Here is a 22,804-nt window from a genome sequence, read left to right on the forward strand (position 1 = left end):
ATATTTAATCGATTTAAAATTTTTGAAATTTTTTTAAATCGTTTAATCTATGCGTTATGAGCTGTGAGTTTCGGGGAATGAAGGTCGGGCTGGCATTAACCAAAGCGCGATTCGGAGAGCGTCGTTTCGCGGCTTCTTCCGGTGCTGCCACATTTTGTACCTAATTTGTACTGCACAAGCAGGCACATTATACTAGTATCGATGTGTAATAAGGCGCTCGATCTATAACCCGCCAGTCTCTGGCGGCTGAAAGACGTCACCAGCCGGATATTCCGGTTGGCTTAGTTGAAGGAGAAAGGTTCGCATGAAGGAAGCCTCGGCAACGCAGACAATTGCGCTGGTCGACGACGACCGCAACATCCTGACCTCCGTGTCCATCGCGCTGGAATCGGAAGGCTATCGGGTCGAAACCTACACCGATGGCGCGTCCGCGCTGGACGGTCTGATGGCGCGTCCGCCCAATCTTGCGATCTTCGATATCAAGATGCCGCGCATGGACGGTATGGAGCTTCTGCGCCGTCTGCGCCAGAAATCCGACCTCCCCGTCATCTTCCTCACGTCCAAGGACGACGAGATCGACGAGCTTTTCGGCCTCAAGATGGGCGCGGATGATTTCATCACCAAGCCGTTCTCGCAGCGCCTTCTGGTCGAGCGCGTCAAGGCGGTGCTTCGCCGGGTTGCCGCACGCGACGGCACGGCCAAGCCGACCGGACAGCAGGCCAAATCGCTTGAGCGCGGCCAGCTGGTCATGGATCAGGAGCGTCACACCTGCACCTGGAAGGGCGAGCCGGTAACGCTGACGGTCACTGAGTTCCTGATTCTTCATTCGTTGGCACAGCGTCCGGGCGTCGTGAAAAGCCGTGACGCCCTCATGGATGCGGCTTATGATGAGCAGGTCTATGTGGATGACCGTACCATCGACAGCCATATCAAGCGCCTGCGCAAGAAGTTCAAGGCGGTTGACGACGATTTCGAAATGATCGAAACGCTCTATGGCGTTGGCTATCGCTTCCGCGAGGCTTGATAGATAATTACATATCGCCAGTCCGTAAGGTCTGGCGGTAGTTTAATGAGAGCAGACAGAGCGACATGGTCGCAGAAACCGGGAACGACGGCCTTATCGGCCAGAAATCGGATTTGCGCGAACGCAGGGCCCGGCGGCAGCGCTCGGTGTTCTGGCGTCGCTTCTTTGCGCCCCTGCGCAAGTTTCTTGGCCAATATCTGTTCTCGAGTCTGACGCGCCGTATCCTGTTTCTCAATCTGGCGGCGCTGGCGGTTCTTGTTTCCGGCATTCTCTACATGAATCAGTTCCGTGAGGGGCTGATTGATGCAAAGATCGAAAGCCTGCTGACGCAAGGCAAGATCATTGCAGGCGCCATTTCGGCTTCGGCGACCATCGATACCAATTCTCTGATGATCGACCCGGAAAAGCTTCTGGAGCTTCAGGCCGGGCAAAGCCTGACGCCATCACCGGATTCGCCCGACAATTGGGAATTTCCGATCAATCCGGAAAAAGTTTCTCCCTTGCTGCGCCGGTTGATTTCGCCGACGAGCACGCGGGCGCGCATCTATGATCGCTACGCCAATATGTTGCTCGATTCGCGCGCACTCTATTCACCAAGCTTCCCTTCGGCGGGGCCTGTACTTCGCTACGACCTGCCGCCGATCGAGGAAGAGACGCCGACCATCTGGGAACGGGCCGGGACGTGGATTTCGCATCTGTTCTATGGTGGAGGTCTGCCGGTCTATCAGGAACAGCCGGGCGGTAACGGCCTTGCCTATCCGGAAATCGTCAAGGCGCTGGCCGGTTCGCCGCAAACAGCGCAGCGACGCAATGAAAAGGGCGAGCTGGTCGTCTCGGTTGCCGTCCCGATCCAGCGCTCGCGTGCAATATTGGGTGTACTCCTGCTCTCCACCGAAGGCGACGACATCGACAAGATCGTGCAGGGTGAACGCATGGCGGTTTTCCGCGTGTTCGGCGTCGTTTCTCTGGTCATGGTCATTCTGTCGCTTTTCCTCGCATCGACGATTGCAAGCCCGCTGCGCAAGCTTTCTGCTGCGGCAGACCGCGTTCGCCATGGTGTGAAGAGCCGTGTGGAAATTCCCGATTTCTCCGAACGTCAGGATGAGGTCGGCCATCTTTCCACGTCGATCCGCGAAATGACCGATTCGCTCTATACCCGTATCGAAGCCATCGAAAGCTTTGCCGCCGATGTCAGCCACGAGTTGAAGAACCCCCTCACCTCGCTGCGCAGCGCTGTCGAAACCCTGCCGCTCGCCAAGACCGAAGAATCGCGCAAGCGGCTTCTCGATATCATCCAGCATGACGTTCGCCGCCTCGACCGCCTGATTACCGATATTTCCGACGCTTCGCGTCTCGATGCGGAACTTGCGCGCGAACATATCGACCGCGTCGACATGAAGACGCTTCTGACCAATCTCGTAACGGCAGCGCGCGAAGTGCGGCGCAACAAGGTCGGAACGGAAATCGTCTTCGATACCGGCAAACTGCCTGCCGGAAAGAAGGGTTTCTATGTTGCCGGTCACGATCTGCGTCTCGGTCAGGTGGTGAGCAATCTGATTGAAAATGCCCGTTCTTTCGTGCCGGACGATACAGGCCGCATCGTCGTGTCGCTGAGTGGCGAAGGCAGTCGCTTGCGCGTGCTTGTCGAGGATAATGGTCCAGGCATTCCGATCGAGAATATCGAGCGCATTTTCGAGCGATTCTATACGGACCGTCCGGCCTCAGAGGCTTTCGGCCAGAATTCCGGTCTCGGCCTTTCGATCAGCCGCCAGATCATAGAAGCGCATGGCGGCACGCTGACTGCAGAGAATATTGTCGATCCGGCAAGGCCCGACCAGTTCAAGGGTGCGCGCTTCATCGTCGACCTGCCTGCAAGCCCATGACGCCTGAAGAGGAAAAAAGCGGGCTTCATGCGACCACGCTTCAGGTTCAAGGCCGCGGTGTCATGATCATGGGGCGTTCCGGCGCGGGCAAGACCGAACTTGCGCTGACACTTGTGGAAAGAGCCCTCCTTCGTGGAGAGGTCGCTTCACTGGTCGCTGACGACCGCACATTGCTTCATGTGGAAAGCGGCACGCTGATCGCCAGCGTTCCAGCCGCCCTTGCTGGTGGCGTGGAGATTCGCGGGGCGGGGCTTTTTAAGGTCGCTTTTGCGGAGGCCGTTCCGCTTTATCTCGTCGTCCGGCTTGTGGATCGTGACGAGGCCGAACGCTATCCAAGTGGTGAAATGTGGGAATTCGAGGGCATCTCACTGCCCCGACTTCTTTTGCCGGCTTTGTCGTCGAATGGCGATTCCAACGCGCTTTCACGGGCCATCGAAGCCACCTTGTTCTATGAAAAATGGCCCTCCTCCGAGGGCTGAAACAGGCTTCGTTACGAATCGGCTAATATTTCACAGCGCTGCGGCATTTTGCTTTTTTAGTGGCAGCGTGGAAATTTTTCACTTGCTATCAAGATTTGCGCTGCCAAGATGCACAACTCGCCGGCGCTTTTCCGGCGTGGTTTCAGTGCCATCTGACACTCTGGCGGGGTGATGCGGCGGGCACGCGACGGGAGCTTTTATAGTATGATCGGACTCGTGCTTGTCACGCACGGAAGGTTGGCCGAAGAGTTTTTGCATGCTGTTGAGCATGTAGTCGGGCCGCAAGACAATTTCGAGACCGTTTGCATCGGTGCCGAAGACGATATGGAACAGCGTCGGCGGGATATCGTTGATGCGGTGGAACGCGCCGATAATGGCAGCGGGGTCATCATCCTGACCGATATGTTCGGTGGTACACCGTCCAATCTCGCCATTTCCGTCATGAAGGAAGGCAAGGTCGAAGTCATCGCAGGTGTCAATCTGCCGATGCTTATCAAGCTGTCGAGCGTCCGCATCGGGGGCGACATCAAGACAGCCCTGCGTGAGGCGCAGGATGCGGGGCGCAAATATATCAATGTTGCGAGCCAGGTCCTGACAGGAAAGTAATTCATGCACTCCAGCGTGCCCGTTACCGGTGAATACGAACCCGAAACTGCAGTTTCCCGATCCTTCGAGATCGTCAACAAGCGCGGACTTCATGCCCGCGCTTCGGCCAAGTTCGTGCAGTTGGTCGATGGTTACAATGCGCATGTCCGCGTGAGCAAGGACGGCATGACCGTTGGCGGCACGTCGATCATGGGGCTGATGATGCTCGCCGCGTCACCCGGCTGCTGCATCGACGTTAGTGCCTCCGGTGAACAGGCCGATGCCGTGTTGGAAGCCTTGCAGACACTCATCGCCGACAAGTTCGGCGAAGAATGCTGAAGAACAAGACTGTGGCCGCCGTGGGTGATCTCAACGATCCGGTGGCCGTTTTTGATGCAGGGATCGGCAGTTATGCTCTGGTTGAACTGATCAGGCGCAGCCAGCCGCAGCGCGACATCATCTATTTTGCTGATCGGGCCAGTTTCCCCTATGGCGCCAAAAGCCGCGATCAGCTGCTTTCCATCATGCGCAGCACGATCCAATACCTCACAAGCCTTGGCGCTCAAACAATTGTCCTTGCTTCCAACGCGCCCTCGGTCATGGTCCTCGACACATTGAAAAGCGAGTTCGCCGTACCGGTTTACGGTGTGGCGCCGCCGGTACGCACTGCCCTTGCGATGAGCCACAGCGGCAAGGTTGCCGTTTTGGGGGTGCGTTCGATGATCGAGAGCGAAGAACTTGCATGTTTTGTCCGAACACAGGCCGATAACCCAGGCGATGTCGCTCTGATCAATGCGTCTGCGATGGTGGAGCTGGTGGAAAATGGCGCTTTTCTTCGGCAACCGGACGAGACCGCACAAAAGGTCGCCGCATTCTGCGATGACATTGCTGCGAGCCACCCTCATATCGACACGCTGACACTTTCCAGCACCCATCTGCCATGGCTCAGCCCGTTTTTCGAAACGGCCCGTCCCGGCTGGCAGTTTCTTGATCCGGCGGATGACGTGATCGCTGCACTCCCGCAACCCGAAGGCGGCTCTGGTCGCACGGTTGCCCTTGTCACGGAAAGCGAAACCTATCCCGTTGCCGAGTTTCGCCACATGCTCGAAATATTGCAGGTCGACCTTCCTTTGACGGTCATCGACCCCGTATTCGACAAACCTGTCTGATATGCACGTATAAAGATTTCTTTATATTGCGTTGTGCTTCTGGCGGCGATCTGCTAGTCAAGGCGGCAGCCGGAGCGCTTTCCCGTGTGGAAAGCCGCCCCATATTGGAATGCAATCCCGGCCGCTGATTACATCTTTATCGAGCTGGAACTGCCTTTTATTGGAGCAAGCGATGACCGCAAGCCAAGATTTTGTCGTCAAGGATCTTAGCCTGGCCGATTGGGGCCGCAAGGAACTCGATATCGCAGAAACCGAAATGCCGGGCCTGATGGCTGCCCGCGAGGAATTCGGCAAGTCGCAGCCGCTGAAAGGCGCACGCATTTCCGGATCGCTGCATATGACGATTCAGACCGCCGTTCTGATCGAAACCCTGCAGGCGCTGGGCGCTGAGGTCCGCTGGGCCTCCTGCAACATTTTCTCGACGCAGGATCATGCGGCTGCCGCGATTGCCGCAACCGGCACGCCGGTTTTCGCCATCAAGGGTGAAACGCTTGAAGAATACTGGACCTATACCGACCAGATCTTCCAGTGGCCGGACGGCGAACCGTCCAATATGATCCTCGACGATGGTGGTGACGCCACCATGTATATCCTCATCGGCGCGCGTGCCGAAGCAGGCGAGGACGTTCTGTCGAAACCCGGTTCGGAAGAAGAGGAAGTGCTTTTCGCGCAGATCAAGAAGCGTATGGCTGCAACGCCGGGCTTCTTCACGCGCCAGCGCGACGCCATCAAGGGCGTGACGGAAGAAACCACCACCGGCGTCAACCGTCTTTACCAGCTGCAGAAGAAGGGCCTCCTGCCCTTCCCGGCCATCAACGTCAATGACAGCGTCACCAAGTCGAAATTCGACAACAAGTACGGCTGCAAGGAATCGCTCGTTGACGGCATTCGTCGCGGCACCGATGTCATGATGGCTGGCAAGGTTGCTGTCGTGTGCGGTTATGGCGATGTCGGCAAAGGCTCCGCCCAGTCGCTCGCCGGCGCCGGCGCACGCGTGAAGGTTACCGAAGTCGATCCGATCTGCGCACTTCAGGCTGCAATGGATGGTTTCGAAGTCGTAACACTCGACGATGCCGCTTCTACAGCCGATATCATCGTGACCACGACCGGCAACAAGGACGTGATCACCATCGACCATATGCGCAAGTTCAAGGACATGGCGATCGTCGGTAATATCGGTCACTTCGACAACGAAATTCAGGTGGCGGCACTCCGCAACCTGAAATGGACCAATGTGAAGCCGCAGGTCGATCTGATCGAATTCCCGGACGGCAAGCGCATCATCCTGCTTTCCGAAGGGCGCCTGCTCAATCTGGGCAATGCAACCGGCCATCCGAGCTTCGTCATGTCGGCTTCGTTCACCAATCAGGTTCTGGGCCAGATCGAGCTCTTTACCCGCACCGACGCCTACAAGAATGAAGTCTATGTGCTGCCGAAACATCTCGACGAGAAGGTCGCGCGCCTGCATCTCGACAAGCTCGGCGCCAAGCTGACTGTGCTTTCCGAGGAACAAGCTGCCTATATCGGCGTCACTCCACAGGGCCCGTTCAAGTCGGAACACTACAGGTATTAACCATACGTTAAGCATTGCACTACATGTTGAGACCGGGCGGTTGACAAACTGCCCGGTCTTTCTTTTTGCGTGCAAGATGCTTCACGTGGATTCGCCGGAAGGGTATTGTGTAGGCGAATCAAGGTGTTTGAGCGGGTGTTTGCGTTGTGCGTTTTTTGCCGGTTGTGGCGGGAAGCGACAGGACGATTCATCCCCGAAATACCTGAAAACGGGTTGACCTTCGTGCACTGTGGCGGCGTGCGTATGGTCAGGCTTTGATGTGTATTGAAGTGTTTTAATACGGCCGGTCTGCCTTCGTGGCGGTTTTCATGGCCGGGTGGCGGAGAAAAGGACAACATGCCAGATTTCGGCGCAACGGGGATTTTGCGGAATGTTTCCGCAATCGTTACTGGCAGGCAATGGCTTCCTGCCGCCCATGTTGCAAAGCCGTTCGCATGGCTTGCTCCGAAAAAAGCCCTGATGAAGGCTTCCGTTTCTCTTTCGACGCTTTTCGCCGCCATGCCTGCCTTCGCACAGGGCGCGGAATCGGCGCGTATCGCCCTGCCCTTCGGCGGTGGCAGTATCGGCGCTTTCGAAGTCATCCAGTTTTCCATGTTCCTAGGTGTGATGGGCGCAGCGCTTCTTTCTGCGGGCTGGCTGATCCGCGAACGATCGCGCGTTGCCGCAGAAAACAAGGAACTGCGTTCCAAATTCGCCGACCTCAATCTGGTCGCCCAGCGCAATGAAGCGCTGCTTAACCTCAAGGATCAGCGCATCGTGGTCTGGGATGGCCATAGCACACGCGCTGAAGTCGTCGGACTGTTGCCAGACGATAGTGCGGCCCCGCAGGATCGCTCCACCTTTCTGGCATTTGGCCGCTGGTTGCGCCCGCAATCGGTCGTGGCGCTTGAGCGCGCCATTGGAATGCTGCGTGAACAGGCACGGTCTTTCGATCTCACGGTTGAAACTGTCAACGGCACTCTGCTCGACGTGCGCGGACGCACATCGGGCGGCTTTGCTGTTGCCCGGTTCCTCAGCCTGCAGGGCGTGCAGGCGGAACGCGCGGCACTGCAGGCGCAGAACCGTGAATTTTCCGAGCGTATCGAGCTTTTCCGGCGTCTTCTCGACCGGATCGACCAGCCGGTATGGACCCGCGACGCCGGTGGTCGCGTCGAATGGGTCAACGCCGCCTATGCGCAGGCAGTCGATATGGCGGATGCGAGCCAGGTCATTTCAGAAGGGCGCGAGCTTTTCGGCGCACAGGCGCGTCAGCGTCTGGAGCGTGATCGCTTTGCCGAGCCTGTCCTGCAGGACCAGCTGACGGCTGTGGTGCACGGTGACCGCCGCCTTTTCAACGTGACGGACGTAAGCGCGGAAACAGGTTCCATCGGCCTCGGTTTCGACCAGACCGAAGTACAGGCGGTGCGCGAAGAACTGAACCGCACCATGAAGAGCCACGCTGAAACGCTCGACCAGCTTTCGACTGCTGTGGCGATTTTCGATCCCGAGATGAAGCTGCAATTCTTCAATCAGGCTTTTGCCAAGCTTTGGTCACTTGATACGGCTTGGCTGGAATCGCAGCCGAGCAATACGCTGATCCTTGACCGCCTGCGTTCGGAAGGCAAACTTCCAGAGCAGCCGGAATGGCGCAAATGGAAGGATTCGGTGCTTTCTGCCTATCGCGCAGTCGAGCCGCAGGAACATATGTGGCATCTGCCGGATACGCGGACGATGCGCGTCGTCGCCAATCCGCATCCGCAAGGCGGTGTGACCTGGTTCTTCGAGAACATGACCGAGAAGTTCGAGCTCGAAGGCCGTTACAACACGCTCATCAAGGTGCAGGGTGAAACGCTCGACCATCTGGCGGAAGCCGTGGCGGTGTTCGGCTCTGATGGCCGCATCCGGCTTTCCAACCCGTCCTTCGCCGATCTTTGGGCGCTGCCGATGCCGCTCATTGTCGAAGGCACGCATATTTCGTCGATTGCCAAGATTTGCGGCGAGCGCGGCGGCAACGGATTGTGGGATGATTTCGTCTCCACCGTCACTGGCTTTCTCGATACGCGTGACGGGCGCATGGGACAGGTGGAGCTGGACGACGGCACCATTCTTTCCTTTGCCGTGGTGCCACTGCCGAAGGGCCAGACCATGCTGACCTTCATCGACGTCACCGACACCGTGCGCGTCGAACGGGCGCTCAAGGAAAAGAACGAGGCGCTGGAACTGGCCGACCAGATCAAGAACGATTTCGTCCAGCACGTTTCCTACGAACTGCGTTCGCCACTCACAAACATCATCGGCTTTACCGAGCTGTTGCAGACACCGACTTTCGGGTCGCTCAACGAGCGCCAGATCGAATATCTCGACCATATCAGCACGTCGTCATCGGTCTTGCTGACCATCGTCAATGATATTCTTGATCTCGCAACGGTCGATGCAGGCATCATGGAATTGGAGGTCGGTGAGGTTTCCGTCGTGGAAGCGATTTCCGCTGCCGCCTCCCGTGTCGGCGAGCGTATGCGCGACCACGATATCGGGCTCGACATCGACATTGCCGACGACGTGGATGTATTCAAGGCCGATGCAAACCGCGTCCGTCAGGTACTTTTCAACCTCCTGTCCAACGCCACCAACTATGCGCCGGAAGGCTCCAGCATCCAGCTGCAGGTGGCGCGCGAGGGGTCGGAAGTGGTCTTTGCCGTCCACGATGACGGTCCCGGCATGCCCGGAGAAGTGCTCGACACGGTTTTCAAACGCTTCCAGTCCTATCCGAATGGAGGTCGCCGTCGTGGTGCCGGCCTCGGACTTGCCATCGTCAAGAGCTTTGTTGAGCTGCATGGCGGGTCGGTCGATATCGATACGGGTTCCGGTCGTGGAACAACGGTCATTTGCCGTTTTCCGTCGGAAACACGTAGCTTCCGCGTCGCTGCCGAATAAGGTAAAGGGTGCCCATGAGCGCCTCACAATCCAGTATCAGCTATTTCTTGCCCGACGAAGCTGCAACACAGCGTTTCGGCGAGGATTTCGCCCTCGCCCTGCAGAAGGGCGATCTTGTCACGCTTTCCGGCGATCTGGGGGCGGGAAAATCCTCGCTTGCCCGCGCTATCATCCGGGCAATTGCTGATGATGAGGGGCTGGATGTCCCAAGCCCGACTTTCACGCTGGTACAAAGTTACGAGACTTTGCGCATTCCTGTTGCCCATGCCGATCTTTACCGTATTTCACACGGCGAAGAACTGGATGAGCTGGGACTGCCGGAGTTCCTGGAAGATGGCGTGGTGCTGGCCGAATGGCCGGAGCAGGGCGACAGTTTCCTGCCCGAACCGTCGTTTGCCGTCACGCTGAGCCATGAAGGAGCAGCAGGGCGACGTATTACCGTGTCGGGACCAGCGGCTGCGATCCAGCGGCTGGAACGCTGTCGGATGATCCGCGCATTTCTTGAAAAAAACGACCGGGGAGAGTCCACGCGTCGTTATTTCCAGGGAGATGCTGGTCCACGTAGATATGAACTCATCACAAGTGCCTCTGATGGTGTGGAAGTTCTCATGAACGCGCCAGCGATGCCCTATGATCCGCCACTACGTAATGGCAAGTCCTATCGCCAGCTTGCCCATATTGCAGAGAATATTCAGGCTTTTGTGGCAATTGATGGCTTGCTTGCAAAACATGGTTTTCGCGTGCCGCAAATGCGTGCGGTAGATATTGATGCAGGGCTTTTGATCCTCGAGAATCTCGGAACCGAGGGCGTGCGGGCAGCTTCGGGTGAACCTGTCGCCGAACGCTATGAGGCCGCCGGACGCTTTCTGGCGCATCTGCATGGCGTTGCCTGGCCTGACCATGCATCTGTGGCGGGGCATCCCGACCACATCATCGCCGGTTTCGACCGTGATGCGATGATGATCGAGGTTAGCCTCATCGGCCAGTGGTATGCGCCGCGCATGATGGGGAGGCAACTTACTGACGCAGAAAAGCAAGCTTACGAAGCCGCATGGGACCACGTGATCGCCGACATTGCCGATGCTGAGAAGAGCCTGCTCTTGCGCGACTATCATTCGCCGAACCTGTTCTGGTTTCCAGAGGCGGAAGGCAAGGACAAGATCGGTGTCATCGATTTTCAGGATGCGATGATTGGACCGGCAGCCTATGACGTGGCTTCGCTGGCCCTCGATGCGCGCGTGACGATTTCGCCGGAGCTGGAACAGGCTGTGGTCGCAGCCTATTGCGATGAGCGTTGTGCGCTCGGACATGCGTTCGACGAAGCTTTGTTCCGCAAGGCCTATGCGGCCATGGGCGCACAGCGTAACGCCAAGCTGCTCGGTCTTTTCGTGCGGCTCGATGAGCGTGATGGTAAGCCGGATTATCTAAAACATCTGCCACGCATTTATGACTATCTCGGCCGTGTGCTGAAGCATTCGGTCATGGCGCCAGTGGCGGCGTGGTTTGAGGAATTGGGATTGATGCAGCAGGAAGAGGCCGCGCAATGAAAATGCCTGAAATGGTCCCGAAGACGGCTATGGTTCTTGCCGCCGGACTTGGCAAGCGCATGCGTCCCATCACCGAAACCATTCCTAAACCGCTGGTCAAGGTGGCGGGCAAGCCCTTGATCGACTGGGGGCTCGATGCGGCGGCGCAGGCAGGTATCGGCACGGCAATCGTCAATGTGCACTATTTAGCCGACCAACTGGAAGCGCATCTTCGTGACCGCAACGATCTTGAGATCGTGATTTCGGACGAACGCGAAATGCTGCTCGATTCCGCTGGCGGCATCGTGAAGGCGCTGTCGATACTCGGAACAGAACCGTTTGTCATATTGAATGCCGACACATTCTGGGTAGGCGACGAGAAAGCGCCTAATCTGTTGGCGCTCGCTGACGCTTGGGATGCCGACCGAATGGATATTCTCCTGATGACGGCACGTCTCGATCAGGAAACGGGCTATGAAGGCAAGGGCGATTTTGTTGCCGACGAAAACGGGCATCTGCGCCGCGCACGGGACATCTCCGGCGAGCCGGTGATCTATGCGGGAGCAGGGATCATCCATCCTCGTATCTTCGCTGGCGCGGAGCCGGGTGTGTCCTCACTCAACCGCTATTTCGACGAAGCGATTGCAGCCGGTCGCCTTTATGGTATGCCAATGACCGGGCACTGGCTGACCGTTGGAACGCCGGATGCAATCGGCGAGGCGGAGGCAGCGCTTACCGCATTTGCATAAGGAGGTAAAACGCATGAGCGCAAGACGGCCCAGAGATGGGAAACAGCGCCTGTTTTCAATTCCTCCCGGCACGCCGTTTTTGCCCGCCTTTGCCAAGGCGCTTCTGGAGGGACGGTTAGTAGAAGGTTTTCCCGGCAAACCGTCCGATCCACTGGCGTTGGCCAACGCGACCATCTATGTGCCGACACGCCGTGCGGCGCGCGCGTTGAGATCGATACTCGTCGATAGGAATTCGACAAAAAGCGCTATTTTGCCGACGATAAAGCCGCTTGGCGATGTGGATGAAGATGCCGCTTTCTTCAATGCCGGTTCATCGGGTGTCTTCGATATAAATCCACCGATTGGTACAGCAGAGCGGCTTCTGCTTCTGGCACGATTGATCCGCCCGTGGCGGGAATCGCTGCCTTCGCATGTGCGCGCCCTTTTCGGTGTTGACGATGTTTCGGTTCCGGCAACGACTGCCGATGCAATCTGGCTTGCCCGCGATCTTGCGGGGCTGATGGATCAGGTCGAAACCGATGGGGCTAAATGGAGCGAGCTTGCGGGAATTGCTCCGGAAGACCTCGCCGACTGGTGGCAGGTCACGCTCGGCTTTCTTAACATCGTCACCAATCTGTGGCCGGATATTCTGGCAGAACGCCGGCTTTCGAATCCCGCCGCGCATCGCAATGATCTCATCTGGAGCGAAGTGAAGCGCCTGCGGGATCATCCGCCCGCCGGACCGGTTATCGTTGCCGGTTCCACCGGTTCCATACCGGCGACGGCGGAATTGATTTCCGCCATTGCGGATTTGCCGAATGGCGCGGTGGTGCTGCCCGGGCTGGATCGCGATCTGGATGATGCAGCCTGGCAGATGCTGGCATCGGCAACCGATAATCCGTCGACCTTCGGTCATCCGCAATTCGGTTTGCGCAAGCTTCTCGATGCAATGCAGACATTGCGTGCGGATGTGGAACATCTGGACGATATGCCTGCCTCGAAACGCCTGCGCGAACGGGTGGTCAGTGAAGCGCTTCGTCCGGCGGAAACGACCGATGCGTGGGGACAGCTTGCACGCGATCCCGATATGCAGCCGAAAGCCTTGCAGGAAGCAGCGCAGACGATCGATCTGATTGAAACCGCGAATGAGCGGGAAGAAGCGCTTACTGTGGCTCTCGTCCTGCGCGACGCGATCAATGATGAAGGCAGAACAGCCGCGCTTGTTACGGCAGACCGCAATCTGGCGCGGCGCGTGGTGGGTGAACTTGCCCGTTTCGGCATCGACGCCGATGATTCCGGCGGGCGGCATCTGCGTGATGTCGAGACCACGACATTGCTACGGCTGCTGGTCGAGACCGTCTTCAACCCGGGCGACCCGGTTGCGTTGCTGGCGCTGGTCAAGCATCCGCTGCTACGGCTGGAAGCTCCCCGCATCGAGCGACGCCTTGCTGCCGAAACCCTGGAACTCATCGCCTTTCGCGGTGGCACGGGCCGCGCATCCGTGCTCGATCTTCCTGCATTTTTCGACCGGCGGTTGGAGGAAAGTGCCGGCCAGCCATGGCAACCGGCATGGCACGACACGGTCACACCGGACATGATCGCCGCTGCCCGAAATCTTTGCGAAAGCCTATCGAACGCGGTGGCACCATTGGCGCCTTTCGTTATCGCTGGACGCAGGACCGAGATCGGTGAAATCGCGCGGGCCACGGTGGAGGCGCTGGAAAATCTTGCTCGGAATGAAAAGGCCAGCATCGCGCCTTTCTATTCCGGTGAACGTGGCGAGCAGCTTGCCATCTTTTTGCGTGGTCTGGTTTCGAGCGAAGCCGGGCTCGATTTTGAAGCGTCGGAATGGCCAGCCGTACTGGATGCCCTGATGGCGGGTGAGACGGTGAAGCCGCATCCGGGCGGTCATCCGCGCCTCTTCATCTGGGGTGCGCTGGAAGCGCGCCTGCAAACCATGGACACGGTGGTTATCGGTGGCCTCAACGAGGGGAGCTGGCCCGCACGCACCCGCAACGACCCATTCATGTCACGCCCCATGAAGTCGATGATCGCGCTCGATCCGCCCGAACGCCGCACCGGCCTTGCCGCCCACGATTTCCAGATGGCGCTCGGCATGGACCATGTCGTGCTGACGCGCTCGCAGCGTTCCGACAATGCCCCGACCGTGCCATCGCGCTGGCTTCAACGACTTGAAACAGTGCTGGGTGCGGATGTGACCGCCGAAATGCGCAAGCGCGGGGCTCGATTCATCCAGTGGTCGCGCGAAATCGATCGTGACGAAGATGTGCCTTTCGTGAAGAGACCGCAGCCTGCGCCGCCGGTCCTTGCGCGCCCGAAGCATTTTTCGGTAACGGAAATCGAAACGTTGCGCCGCGATCCCTATGCGATCTTCGCCAAGAAGATATTGAAGCTGCGGCCGCTGGAACCCTTGATCCGCGACCCGGCTGCCGCCGAACGCGGCACTTTGTTCCACGATATTCTGGGCCATTTTACGCAGGAGGCAATCGATCCGCTGGCGCCCGACGCTGCAGAGCGGTTGATGGAGTTGGGGCGCATCCTCTTTGCCGATATGGATCTGCCGACGGAAATAGAGGCCGTTTGGTGGCCACGCTTCACCGCGCTCATTCCGCAGTTTCTGGCTTGGGAACGCGAGCGCGCCTACAATGTCCAGACCCGCTTTGCGGAGATTTCATCCGATAAACGTGAAGTCGAAGGGCTTGGCATTACGCTTTCCGGTCGTGCTGACCGCATCGATCTGATGCGTGACGGGACAGCGGAAATCATCGATTACAAGACCGGATCGACACCATCGCCCAAACAGGCGCATGTGCTGCTGTCGCCGCAGCTGGCGCTGGAAGCCGCACTTCTGGTGCGCGGCGCGTTTCGGGAACTTGGTTCGGTCCGTGCATCCGATCTTACCTATGTGCGTCTCAAGGCGGGCGGCGAGGTGAAGCCGGAATCGATCCTCAAGATCGGACGACCGCCATCGGAAAAAACTGCACCGGCTCTTGGCGAGGAATCCTGGCAGCGGCTGGCGCAATTGCTCGTCGAATATCAAAAACCGGAAAAAGGCTATCTGTCGCGCGCATTGCCATTTCGCGAGACGGACCTGACAGGCGATTACGATCATCTGGCGCGGGTGCTGGAATGGTCTGCCGGGGGCGATGCTGGCGGGGAGGGCGGTGAATGAAAAAGGCACCCATTATCCCCGAAGAAACGCTACGGGCACAGAGCAACGCGGCAAATCCGGCGGCTTCTGTCTGGGTGTCCGCCAATGCGGGTTCCGGCAAGACCCATGTTCTGACTGAACGCGTTATTCGCCTGTTGCTGGAGGGTACTGATCCTTCCAAGATTCTCTGCCTTACCTACACCAAGGCGGCTGCGGCGGTGATGCAGAACCGCGTGTTCATGCGGCTTTCAGAATGGGCTGTCCTGCCTGACGAAGAACTCGTCGAACGTCTGAAGTCGCTGGAAGGCCGCAGACCGAACGATGCTCGTCTTGCAGCAGCGCGACGGCTGTTCGCGCGTGCGCTCGAAACACCGGGCGGACTTAAAATCCAGACCATCCATGCTTTCTGCGAAGCGATCCTGCACCAGTTCCCGCTTGAGGCGAACATTGCCGGTCATTTCGAGATGATGGATGATTTGATGCAGGCAGCCCTTGTCGGCGAAGCACGGCGCCAACTGCTCGAAACCGCGCATGGCGGCGGCGATATTGATCTCGCAGCGGCCTTTGCTGATGTTCTGCAGGCATCGGGCGAGATGGGGCTTCAATCGCTTCTGGATGAGGCCGTAAGCAGGCGCAATGGCCTGCAGACCTATATCGCCGAACTGGGCGTAACGGCGCATCGCAGCGAAGCTCTGCACCGGGCTTTCCGCTTCGACCCGCGAACCAGCGAAGATGACCTCGTCGCAGATCTCTGGCCGATACCGGAGTTTTCCGACGATGCGCTCGACCTCATCATGTCGATCCAGAAAGGCGCGTCGCGCGCGCAGGATTTTGCGCTGCAGCTTCGGCGTTTCGAAAAGGTGACGAGCCAGCGTGACCGCGAGGCCGTGTTGCGCGCAGCTTTCCTGAAAAGTACGGGCGAGCCGAAATCCGGTTCCTATGTTGGCTCGGCGGCGGTCAAGAAACTTCTGCCGGATTTCGAAGAGGATTTTGACGCGGCAGCCGCGCGTGTCGAACAGGGTCTCGACCGGCTGAAGGAATTGCGTCTGGTGCGGCTCAATCTGGCCGCGCTGACGCTGATCGACAATCTGCTGCAACGCTATCACGACCTGAAGCGTCAGCGCGGCCTGCTCGATTTCGAGGATCTCATTACCCGGACCGTGGCGCTGCTCGCCCGCAACGGGGCAGGGCAGTGGGTTCAGTACAAGCTCGATCGCGGCATCGACCATATTCTGGTCGACGAGGCGCAAGACACCAGCCCCGACCAGTGGCAGGTGATCCGCATGCTGTCGGAAGAGTTTTTCTCCGGCGTCGGCCAACGCAATATCAGCCGCACGCTTTTTGCTGTCGGCGATGAAAAACAGTCGATCTATTCGTTCCAGGGCGCGGTGCCGGAGGATTTCGCGGCGCAGGGGCGGTCCGTCAGTCTTCGCGCCGGAGATGCGGAGCTGAAATTCGAGCGCGTCAGCCTCAATTTTTCGTTCCGATCCGCGCCCGACGTCCTGCAGGCTGTAGACGAGGTTTTTGCGAGAGCCGAGGCCAATCGAGGCCTTGCAGGCGCAACGGTACATGAAGCCATTCGCTCCGATGCGCCGGGCGAGGTGGAAATCTGGGATATGCTGACGCCGGAAGTGGTGGAAGAGCCGGACGACTGGCGCGAGCCGGTCGATCATCTGGCAGCACCTGCTGTCCGGCTGGCGGATCAGATCGCAGCCACTATTCGCCACTGGCTGGATCGCGGCGAACCTATTCCGGGCCAGAACCGGCGGATCATGCCGCGTGACATCATGGTTCTGGTGCGAAAGCGCGACCAGTTCATGCCTGCTTTGTCGCGGGCGCTGAAAAACCTGTCCGTTCCGGTAGCAGGTGCAGACCGCTTGCGGCTCACCAGCCATATCGCCATTCAAGACCTGATGGCACTCGGTCGTTTCGTGCTTCAGCCTTCGGACGATCTTTCGCTGGCATCGGTATTGAAAAGCCCGTTATTCGGCTGGGATGACGACCGGCTGTTCGAGCTTGCCTATCCGCGCGGTTCAAGCCTCACGCTGTTCGAGCGGCTTTATCAGGTCTCGCGCGGCGATGCTGCACTGGCCGAGGTGCACAAGACCTTGAGCCGCTGGCGCAATATGGCCGACACGATGCCGGTGTTCGAATTCTATGCACGGATATTGAGTGCGGACGGTGCGCGGCGAAAACTACTGGCGAGGTTGGGGCCGGAGGCGGGCGATATCATCGACGAATTCCAGAATTATGCGCTTTCCGCCGAGCGTGCCGGTCTGCCCGGCCTGCAAGCCTTCCTTGAAACGCTGGAAGCGGCATCGCCGGAAATCAAGCGTGAACTCGATCAGGGGCGCAATGAAGTGCGCATCATGACTGTCCATGCCGCCAAGGGGCTGGAAGGGGCGGTGGTGTTTCTTGTTGATCCGGGAAGCGCGGTCTGGACTGGCAGTCGTGCGCCAAAGCTCATTCCTTTTGACTTTTCGAATGATAGTCCGTCGGTGAAAGGCTATCTCTGGCAACCGAATGCCGGATACCAGACCGGCTTCACGACCGCTCAGATCGAGGAGCTGAAAACGCGGGCGGAGGAAGAATATCGCCGCCTGCTCTATGTCGGCATGACGCGTGCCGAAGACCGGCTCATCATCTGCGGCTATCGCGGCACGCGTGAAAGCGGCGAAACATGGCATCGCCTTGTCGAGGATGCGTTGGCCACCAAGGCCGAGACATTCGTGCACCCCGTGCTGAATGTTGCCGCAAGACGTTATCGCAACACACCGCGCGGCATGGTCGAGATTGCCGAGCAGGATAGAACCGAAGATCATGCACTGCCATCATTTCCAGATGAATATAGAGAGCCGATAAAGCCGGAAATCGGACTGCCGCGACCGCTGGCGCCGTCCGGCGCTTCTGCGCTGATCGAAGCGGATGAAGAACCGCCGCTCGATACGTTTTCGCCCGTTCTGGGACCGGGCAATGGGACGCCAGCCTTTGCGTTGCGACGCGGCACGGCGATCCATATGCTGCTGCAATATCTGCCGGATGTCCCACAGGATGGGCGTGAAACGCTGGCACGCGACTATCTTGGGCGGATTGCTGCCGACTGGCCGGAAACGGAGCGCCAGATTGCCTGGCAAAGCGTCAGGACCATTCTGGACGATGCCACCTATGCACCGGTCTTTGCGGAAGGCTCGCGCGGGGAAGTTGCCATCATGGGCACGATTGAGCTTGGCGGGCGCGATCATGCCGTGTCCGGTCAGATCGACCGCATCAGTGTTGGCGAGGATCGTGTCCTGATCGTCGACTACAAGACCAATCGACCGCCACCGAAAACCATCGAGGCGGTTCCTTTCGCCTATCGGGCGCAGCTTGCGCTTTATCGCGAGTTGCTGGCCCCGCTCTATCCGGGGCGGATTGTCGAAACGGCGCTTCTGTTCACCGAAGGTCCGTTTTTGATGCCGCTGCCGGATGTGGTTCTGGACGAAGCGCTGCAGTCTCTGAAAGACTCTCAAGGAAAGGTGACGAACCAGAACTTGACGGATGGCAGCAGACGCGCCACATGATATAGCGAATGAAGAGCGGATCGTGTTGTGAGTCTGAAAAGATGTCTGCCGTTCTTGGTGAGAAAAGAGGATAGCCCTATGGCAACCGTTAAGGTCGATAACAGCAATTTTCAGTCGGACGTTCTTCAGTCGAGCGAGCCTGTCGTGGTGGATTTCTGGGCGGAATGGTGCGGTCCCTGCAAGATGATCGCGCCGGCTCTGGACGAAATCGCGACCGAAATGGCCGGTCAGGTCAAGATCGCCAAGGTTAATATCGACGAAAACCCGGAACTGGCTGCCCAGTTCGGCGTGCGTTCGATCCCGACGCTTCTGATGTTCAAGGACGGTGAACTCGCCGCCAATATGGTCGGCGCTGCTCCGAAGAGCCGCCTTGCCGACTGGATCAAGGCTTCAGCTGCATAATAACAGCATCATAAAAATGCAAAACCCGGCCTTCGAGCCGGGTTTTTGTTTGGAGCATTTCCAGCAAAAGTGTGAAGCGGTTTTTGCGCAGGATAATGCGACGAAATAAATACTTGGAGCGGTTCCGGCGACTCTGTTTTACTGGAACCGCTCTAGAATTTGCCGTTAGGCGGGTGGTGTGCCGTTCTCTCTCAAAACTTCACCCGCAAGGTAAAGCGAACCGCCAATCAGGATACGCGGTGGCGCTTCATCCGGGGGCCACGTGCCACGCAGAAGTTTCAACGCGTTGGCAACCGAATGCACAGGCTCTGCCGACAGGTTGGCTTTCTGGGCCGCGACCGCCAGCTCATCATTGGGGATACCCGCATCGCTGGACGGAACAGGCACGGTGAAAACATGCCGCGCCATACCGGCAAAAGCCTCGAAATAGCCGACCGGGTCCTTGGTGTTGATCATGCCGGTGATGAGGAACAGCGGGCGTTCATTGCGTTCTTCCAGATCGCCAAGCGCCTCGGCGATGACTGCGCCCGCACCGGGATTATGACCGCCATCAAGCCAGATTTCGGAGGCTGCCGGGGCCATATCCACGAGCGCACCATGGGTCAGGCGCTGCATACGTGCTGGCCAGTCCACCACCATCAAGGCCTTTTCGACGGCTTTGTCGGTCAGGCTGAAACCAGCCATCTGCACCGCCTCGATTGCCGCTGCGGCATTGGAAATCTGGTGGCGTCCGGGCAGGCGCGGCAATGGCAGGTCGATCAGGCCATCCTCGTTCTGGAACACCATGCGGCCATGTTCCTCGAAGGCGAGGAAATCCTGCCCGTAGACCGAAACGGGACAGCCAAGACGATCGGCAGTCGAGACGAGAACTTCCCGCGCCGCATCGAAAGGCTGGAAACCGACAACGACCGGGCAATCCTTCTTGATGATACCGGCTTTCTCGGCGGCAATCAGCTCCACGCGGTCACCAAGATAGGCCTGATGATCGATGGAAACCGGCATGATGAGCGAGACGGCAGGCTCGGCAATGACATTGGTGGCGTCGAAACGTCCACCAAGGCCGACTTCCATAACGACGACATCCGCCGGATGCTCAGAAAAGAGCACAAAAGCCACAGCCGTCAGGATTTCGAAAACGGTGATGTGCTGGCCGCCATTGGCTGCCGCAACGCGCTCTATGGCGTCGGCCAGAACATCGTCGCTGACCAGCCTGCCGCCGCCGGGCGCCGCCAGACGGTAGCGCTCATGCCAGTGGACGAGGTGCGGCGAAGTATGGACGTGAACGTCGAAGCCGCCCGCTTCCAGAAGCGCGCGGCAGAAAGCCGTCGCCGATCCCTTGCCGTTGGTTCCGGCAATATGGATGACCGGCGGCAATTTCAGATGCGGATTGCCGAGCTTTTCCAGAAGACCGCGGATGCGGTCTAATGAAAGATCGAAGCCTTTTGGATGCAACTGCATAAGCCGCTCGATTGCGGCGGCGGCTTTTTCTGTCACGATCAGGCTGCCTTGTCGGTTGCTTCCGTCTTTTCGTGTTCCGGCACGTCGCTATTGCCCGGCTGCCTGGTCATGATCTTGAGAAGGCGCGCAATCGTGTCCTTCAGTTCAAGACGCGAGACGACCATGTCGACCATACCGTGTTCCATGAGATAGTCGGCGCTCTGGAAGCCTTCCGGCAGCTTTTCACGGATCGTCTGTTCGATGACGCGTGGTCCGGCAAAGCCGATCAGTGCGCCGGGTTCGGCAATGTGGATATCGCCCAGCATGGCGTAGGAAGCCGTCACGCCGCCCGTAGTCGGATTGGTCAGAACGACGATATAGGGCAGGCCAGCTTCTTTCAGCATTTCCACAGCAACCGTGGTGCGCGGGAGCTGCATGAGCGACAGGATGCCCTCCTGCATGCGTGCACCGCCCGAGGCCGCGAACAGAACCAGCGGACGCTTCAGCTCGATGGCCTTTTCAAAGCCCTGAATGATCGCTTCGCCGGCACCCATGCCAAGCGAACCGCCCATGAAGCCGAAATCCTGAACGGTGGCGACAATCGGCAGGCCGTCAATGGTGCCGAGGCCGTTGACGATAGCGTCATCCATGCCTGTGCGGGTGCGATAATCCTTGAGACGATCGATATATTTCTTCTCGTCGCGGAATTTCAGCGGATCGATCGGCACTTTCGGAGCTTCAAGCGTGGTGTATTCGCCATTGTCGAAGAAGAAACGCAGACGATCCTTCGCCTTGATGCGCATGTGATGACCCGAGGACGGGATCACAAACTGGTTGCTCTCAAGGTCCTTGTGAAACACCATTTCACCGGTCGACGGATCCTTGATCCAGAGGTTTTCCGGCATTTCACGACGGCCGAGCATCGAATTGATCTTCGGACGGACGTAGTTGGTGATCCAGTTCATGACGTTTGCTTCCGTTTCTTGTTCTTCGGCAAAGAGCTTCAGCCGCTTAGCACTTTTAAGATGTGCACTAAATGGACGATTTATTGGGCGGCTTCAAGGCGTGTGGCACGCACACTCTCCGCAAGGGCGTGGACAAGTCTGGTTGCAGCGGCGACAGGATCGCCCTTCGCCTTGCCGTTTTCGTCCAGTTCACCGGCAATCGCGTTGACAATCGCCGTGCCGACGACGACGCCATCGGCATGGGTGGCGATGGCTGCTGCCTGCTCCGGCGTCTTGACGCCGAAACCGACACAGATCGGCAGATCGGTGCTCTTCTTGATGTGACGCACAGCTTCGCCGACCTTTGCCGTATCGGCAATGGCCGAACCGGTGATGCCGTTCATCGAGACGTAATAGACGAAGCCCGATGAATTATGCAGCACCTTCGGCAAGCGCTTGTCGTCCGTGGTCGGCGTGGTGAGGCGGATAAAATTGATACCCGCCTTCATGGCCGGAATGCAGAGTTCGGCATCCATTTCGGAGGGAAGATCGACGATGATCAGCCCGTCCACGCCGGAAGCCTTGGCATCGGCCAGAAAGCGTTCCACGCCGTAAATATAGATCGGGTTATAATAGCCCATCATGACGATCGGGGTCGTGTCGTCTTCCTTGCGGAATTCTGCTGCCATGTGCAACGTCTTGGCAAGCGTCTGACCGGCGTTGAGGGCGCGCAGGCCAGCGGCCTGAATGGCGGGTCCGTCTGCCATCGGATCGGAGAAGGGCATGCCGAGTTCGATCACGTCGGCACCGGCCTTTGGCAAGGCCTTCATCACCTTGAGCGAGGTTTCCAGATCGGGATCGCCACCCATGAAATAGGTAACGAGCGCCGGACGGCCCTCGGCCTTCAGTTCAGCGAATTTGGTGTCGATGCGAGTAGTCATACCGTGCCCCGTGGCAAAGTGCGTGCCAGATAGTCGGCAACGGGCTTGCCCGCCATTGCCGTTTCCATCCATGCACGCCGTTCAAAGTCTATAATTCCGAGTTCCCACACGCAGGCCATCAGCAGCGGCTGTGCGGGCATGAAGTCCACCTCGTCGCCGAGTTCCGACTGCCAGAGGATTTCCGTAGCGATGCCGCCCTCCAGCCACCAGTGCAGCAGCAGCCAGAGGCCCTCCTCGCCCTGATGAAGAACGGCGAAACCGACGCCCAGATGCGGCAATGCGGTGAGCTTTTCAGCGGCAGTTTCGATCTGTCTGCGGGCGAGGCCGACAGCAGCCTCCGCGACAGGATTGGCCGGATCGGCTTCGATGATGTTGAGCTTGATCGTCGCCGGACCGCACGTCGTCAGGCCGTCGAACCATGCGGCACGCGGCTTGTAGGCGGAGATTTCGGCGACGTCATTACCCATG

17 protein-coding genes are annotated in these 22,804 nt (G+C 58.5%); 13 read left to right on the forward strand and 4 right to left on the reverse strand.

The window, feature by feature from the left end; all coding sequences use genetic code 11:
- The first annotated feature begins 304 nt into the window (after positions 1-304).
- From ABDF71_RS00955 to trxA, 13 genes are all read left to right on the forward strand, one after another.
- Positions 305-1,024, forward strand: coding sequence for a response regulator transcription factor (locus ABDF71_RS00955; protein ID WP_006468074.1), 720 nt, complete (start codon positions 305-307; stop codon positions 1,022-1,024).
- 65 nt (positions 1,025-1,089) lie between these two features.
- Positions 1,090-2,907, forward strand: coding sequence for a sensor histidine kinase (locus tag ABDF71_RS00960; protein ID WP_010657678.1), 1,818 nt, complete (start codon positions 1,090-1,092; stop codon positions 2,905-2,907).
- Positions 2,904-3,386 (forward strand): HPr kinase/phosphorylase, encoded by a 483-nt coding sequence (locus ABDF71_RS00965; protein ID WP_010657679.1) that lies wholly within the window; start codon positions 2,904-2,906, stop codon positions 3,384-3,386. Before ABDF71_RS00960 ends, ABDF71_RS00965 begins: the two co-directional genes overlap by 4 nt.
- 204 nt (positions 3,387-3,590) lie before the next feature.
- Positions 3,591-3,992 carry a PTS sugar transporter subunit IIA gene (locus ABDF71_RS00970; RefSeq protein ID WP_006472522.1) on the forward strand — a complete coding sequence of 134 codons (402 nt, stop codon included), beginning with the start codon at positions 3,591-3,593 and terminating at the stop codon, positions 3,990-3,992.
- Between the two features lie 3 nt (positions 3,993-3,995).
- Positions 3,996-4,310 carry an HPr family phosphocarrier protein gene (locus tag ABDF71_RS00975; RefSeq protein ID WP_010657680.1) on the forward strand — a complete coding sequence of 105 codons (315 nt, stop codon included), beginning with the start codon at positions 3,996-3,998 and terminating at the stop codon, positions 4,308-4,310.
- Positions 4,304-5,140: a glutamate racemase gene (locus ABDF71_RS00980; protein WP_151664207.1), complete on the forward strand. Its 837-nt coding sequence runs from the start codon at positions 4,304-4,306 to the stop codon at positions 5,138-5,140. The genes ABDF71_RS00975 and ABDF71_RS00980 overlap by 7 nt, the downstream gene beginning before the upstream one ends.
- 172 nt (positions 5,141-5,312) lie before the next feature.
- Complete coding sequence (gene ahcY / locus ABDF71_RS00985; RefSeq protein WP_010657682.1) at positions 5,313-6,713, forward strand: adenosylhomocysteinase; 1,401 nt, start codon at positions 5,313-5,315, stop codon at positions 6,711-6,713.
- 459 nt (positions 6,714-7,172) lie between these two features.
- Positions 7,173-9,626, forward strand: a complete 2,454-nt coding sequence (locus tag ABDF71_RS00990; RefSeq protein WP_226622508.1) for a sensor histidine kinase — start codon at positions 7,173-7,175, stop codon at positions 9,624-9,626.
- 14 nt (positions 9,627-9,640) lie between these two features.
- Complete coding sequence (gene tsaE, locus ABDF71_RS00995; RefSeq protein WP_151615996.1) at positions 9,641-11,173, forward strand: tRNA (adenosine(37)-N6)-threonylcarbamoyltransferase complex ATPase subunit type 1 TsaE; 1,533 nt, start codon at positions 9,641-9,643, stop codon at positions 11,171-11,173.
- On the forward strand, positions 11,170-11,901 hold the full coding sequence (locus tag ABDF71_RS01000) for a nucleotidyltransferase family protein (protein ID WP_151615997.1): 732 nt from the start codon (positions 11,170-11,172) through the stop codon (positions 11,899-11,901). Before tsaE ends, ABDF71_RS01000 begins: the two co-directional genes overlap by 4 nt.
- A 13-nt stretch (positions 11,902-11,914) precedes the next feature.
- On the forward strand, positions 11,915-15,073 hold the full coding sequence (gene addB / locus ABDF71_RS01005; RefSeq protein WP_043062760.1) for a double-strand break repair protein AddB: 3,159 nt from the start codon (positions 11,915-11,917) through the stop codon (positions 15,071-15,073).
- Positions 15,070-18,612: a double-strand break repair helicase AddA gene (addA, locus tag ABDF71_RS01010; RefSeq protein WP_043062759.1), complete on the forward strand. Its 3,543-nt coding sequence runs from the start codon at positions 15,070-15,072 to the stop codon at positions 18,610-18,612. Before addB ends, addA begins: the two co-directional genes overlap by 4 nt.
- A 78-nt stretch (positions 18,613-18,690) precedes the next feature.
- Complete coding sequence (gene trxA, locus ABDF71_RS01015; protein ID WP_006473274.1) at positions 18,691-19,014, forward strand: thioredoxin; 324 nt, start codon at positions 18,691-18,693, stop codon at positions 19,012-19,014.
- A gap of 165 nt (positions 19,015-19,179) precedes the next feature.
- Here the strand turns inward: trxA and ABDF71_RS01020 are convergent, their stop codons facing one another.
- The 4 genes from ABDF71_RS01020 to ABDF71_RS01035 form a co-directional block, all read right to left on the reverse strand.
- Positions 19,180-20,472 carry a bifunctional folylpolyglutamate synthase/dihydrofolate synthase gene (locus ABDF71_RS01020; RefSeq protein ID WP_012091043.1) on the reverse strand — a complete coding sequence of 431 codons (1,293 nt, stop codon included), beginning with the start codon at positions 20,470-20,472 and terminating at the stop codon, positions 19,180-19,182.
- A gap of 38 nt (positions 20,473-20,510) precedes the next feature.
- Complete coding sequence (accD, locus tag ABDF71_RS01025) at positions 20,511-21,416, reverse strand: acetyl-CoA carboxylase, carboxyltransferase subunit beta (protein ID WP_151615998.1); 906 nt, start codon at positions 21,414-21,416, stop codon at positions 20,511-20,513.
- A gap of 80 nt (positions 21,417-21,496) precedes the next feature.
- Positions 21,497-22,336: a tryptophan synthase subunit alpha gene (trpA, locus tag ABDF71_RS01030; protein WP_151615999.1), complete on the reverse strand. Its 840-nt coding sequence runs from the start codon at positions 22,334-22,336 to the stop codon at positions 21,497-21,499.
- The gene (locus ABDF71_RS01035) at positions 22,333-22,803 is read right to left on the reverse strand and encodes a hypothetical protein (protein ID WP_010657691.1); all 471 of its coding nucleotides are present in this window, start codon (positions 22,801-22,803) and stop codon (positions 22,333-22,335) included. Before ABDF71_RS01035 ends, trpA begins: the two co-directional genes overlap by 4 nt.
- Between the last annotated feature and the right edge of the window lies 1 nt (position 22,804).

It is taken from the genome of Ochrobactrum sp. WV_118_8 (assembly GCF_039631535.1).
GTDB lineage: Bacteria > Pseudomonadota > Alphaproteobacteria > Rhizobiales > Rhizobiaceae > Brucella > Brucella anthropi.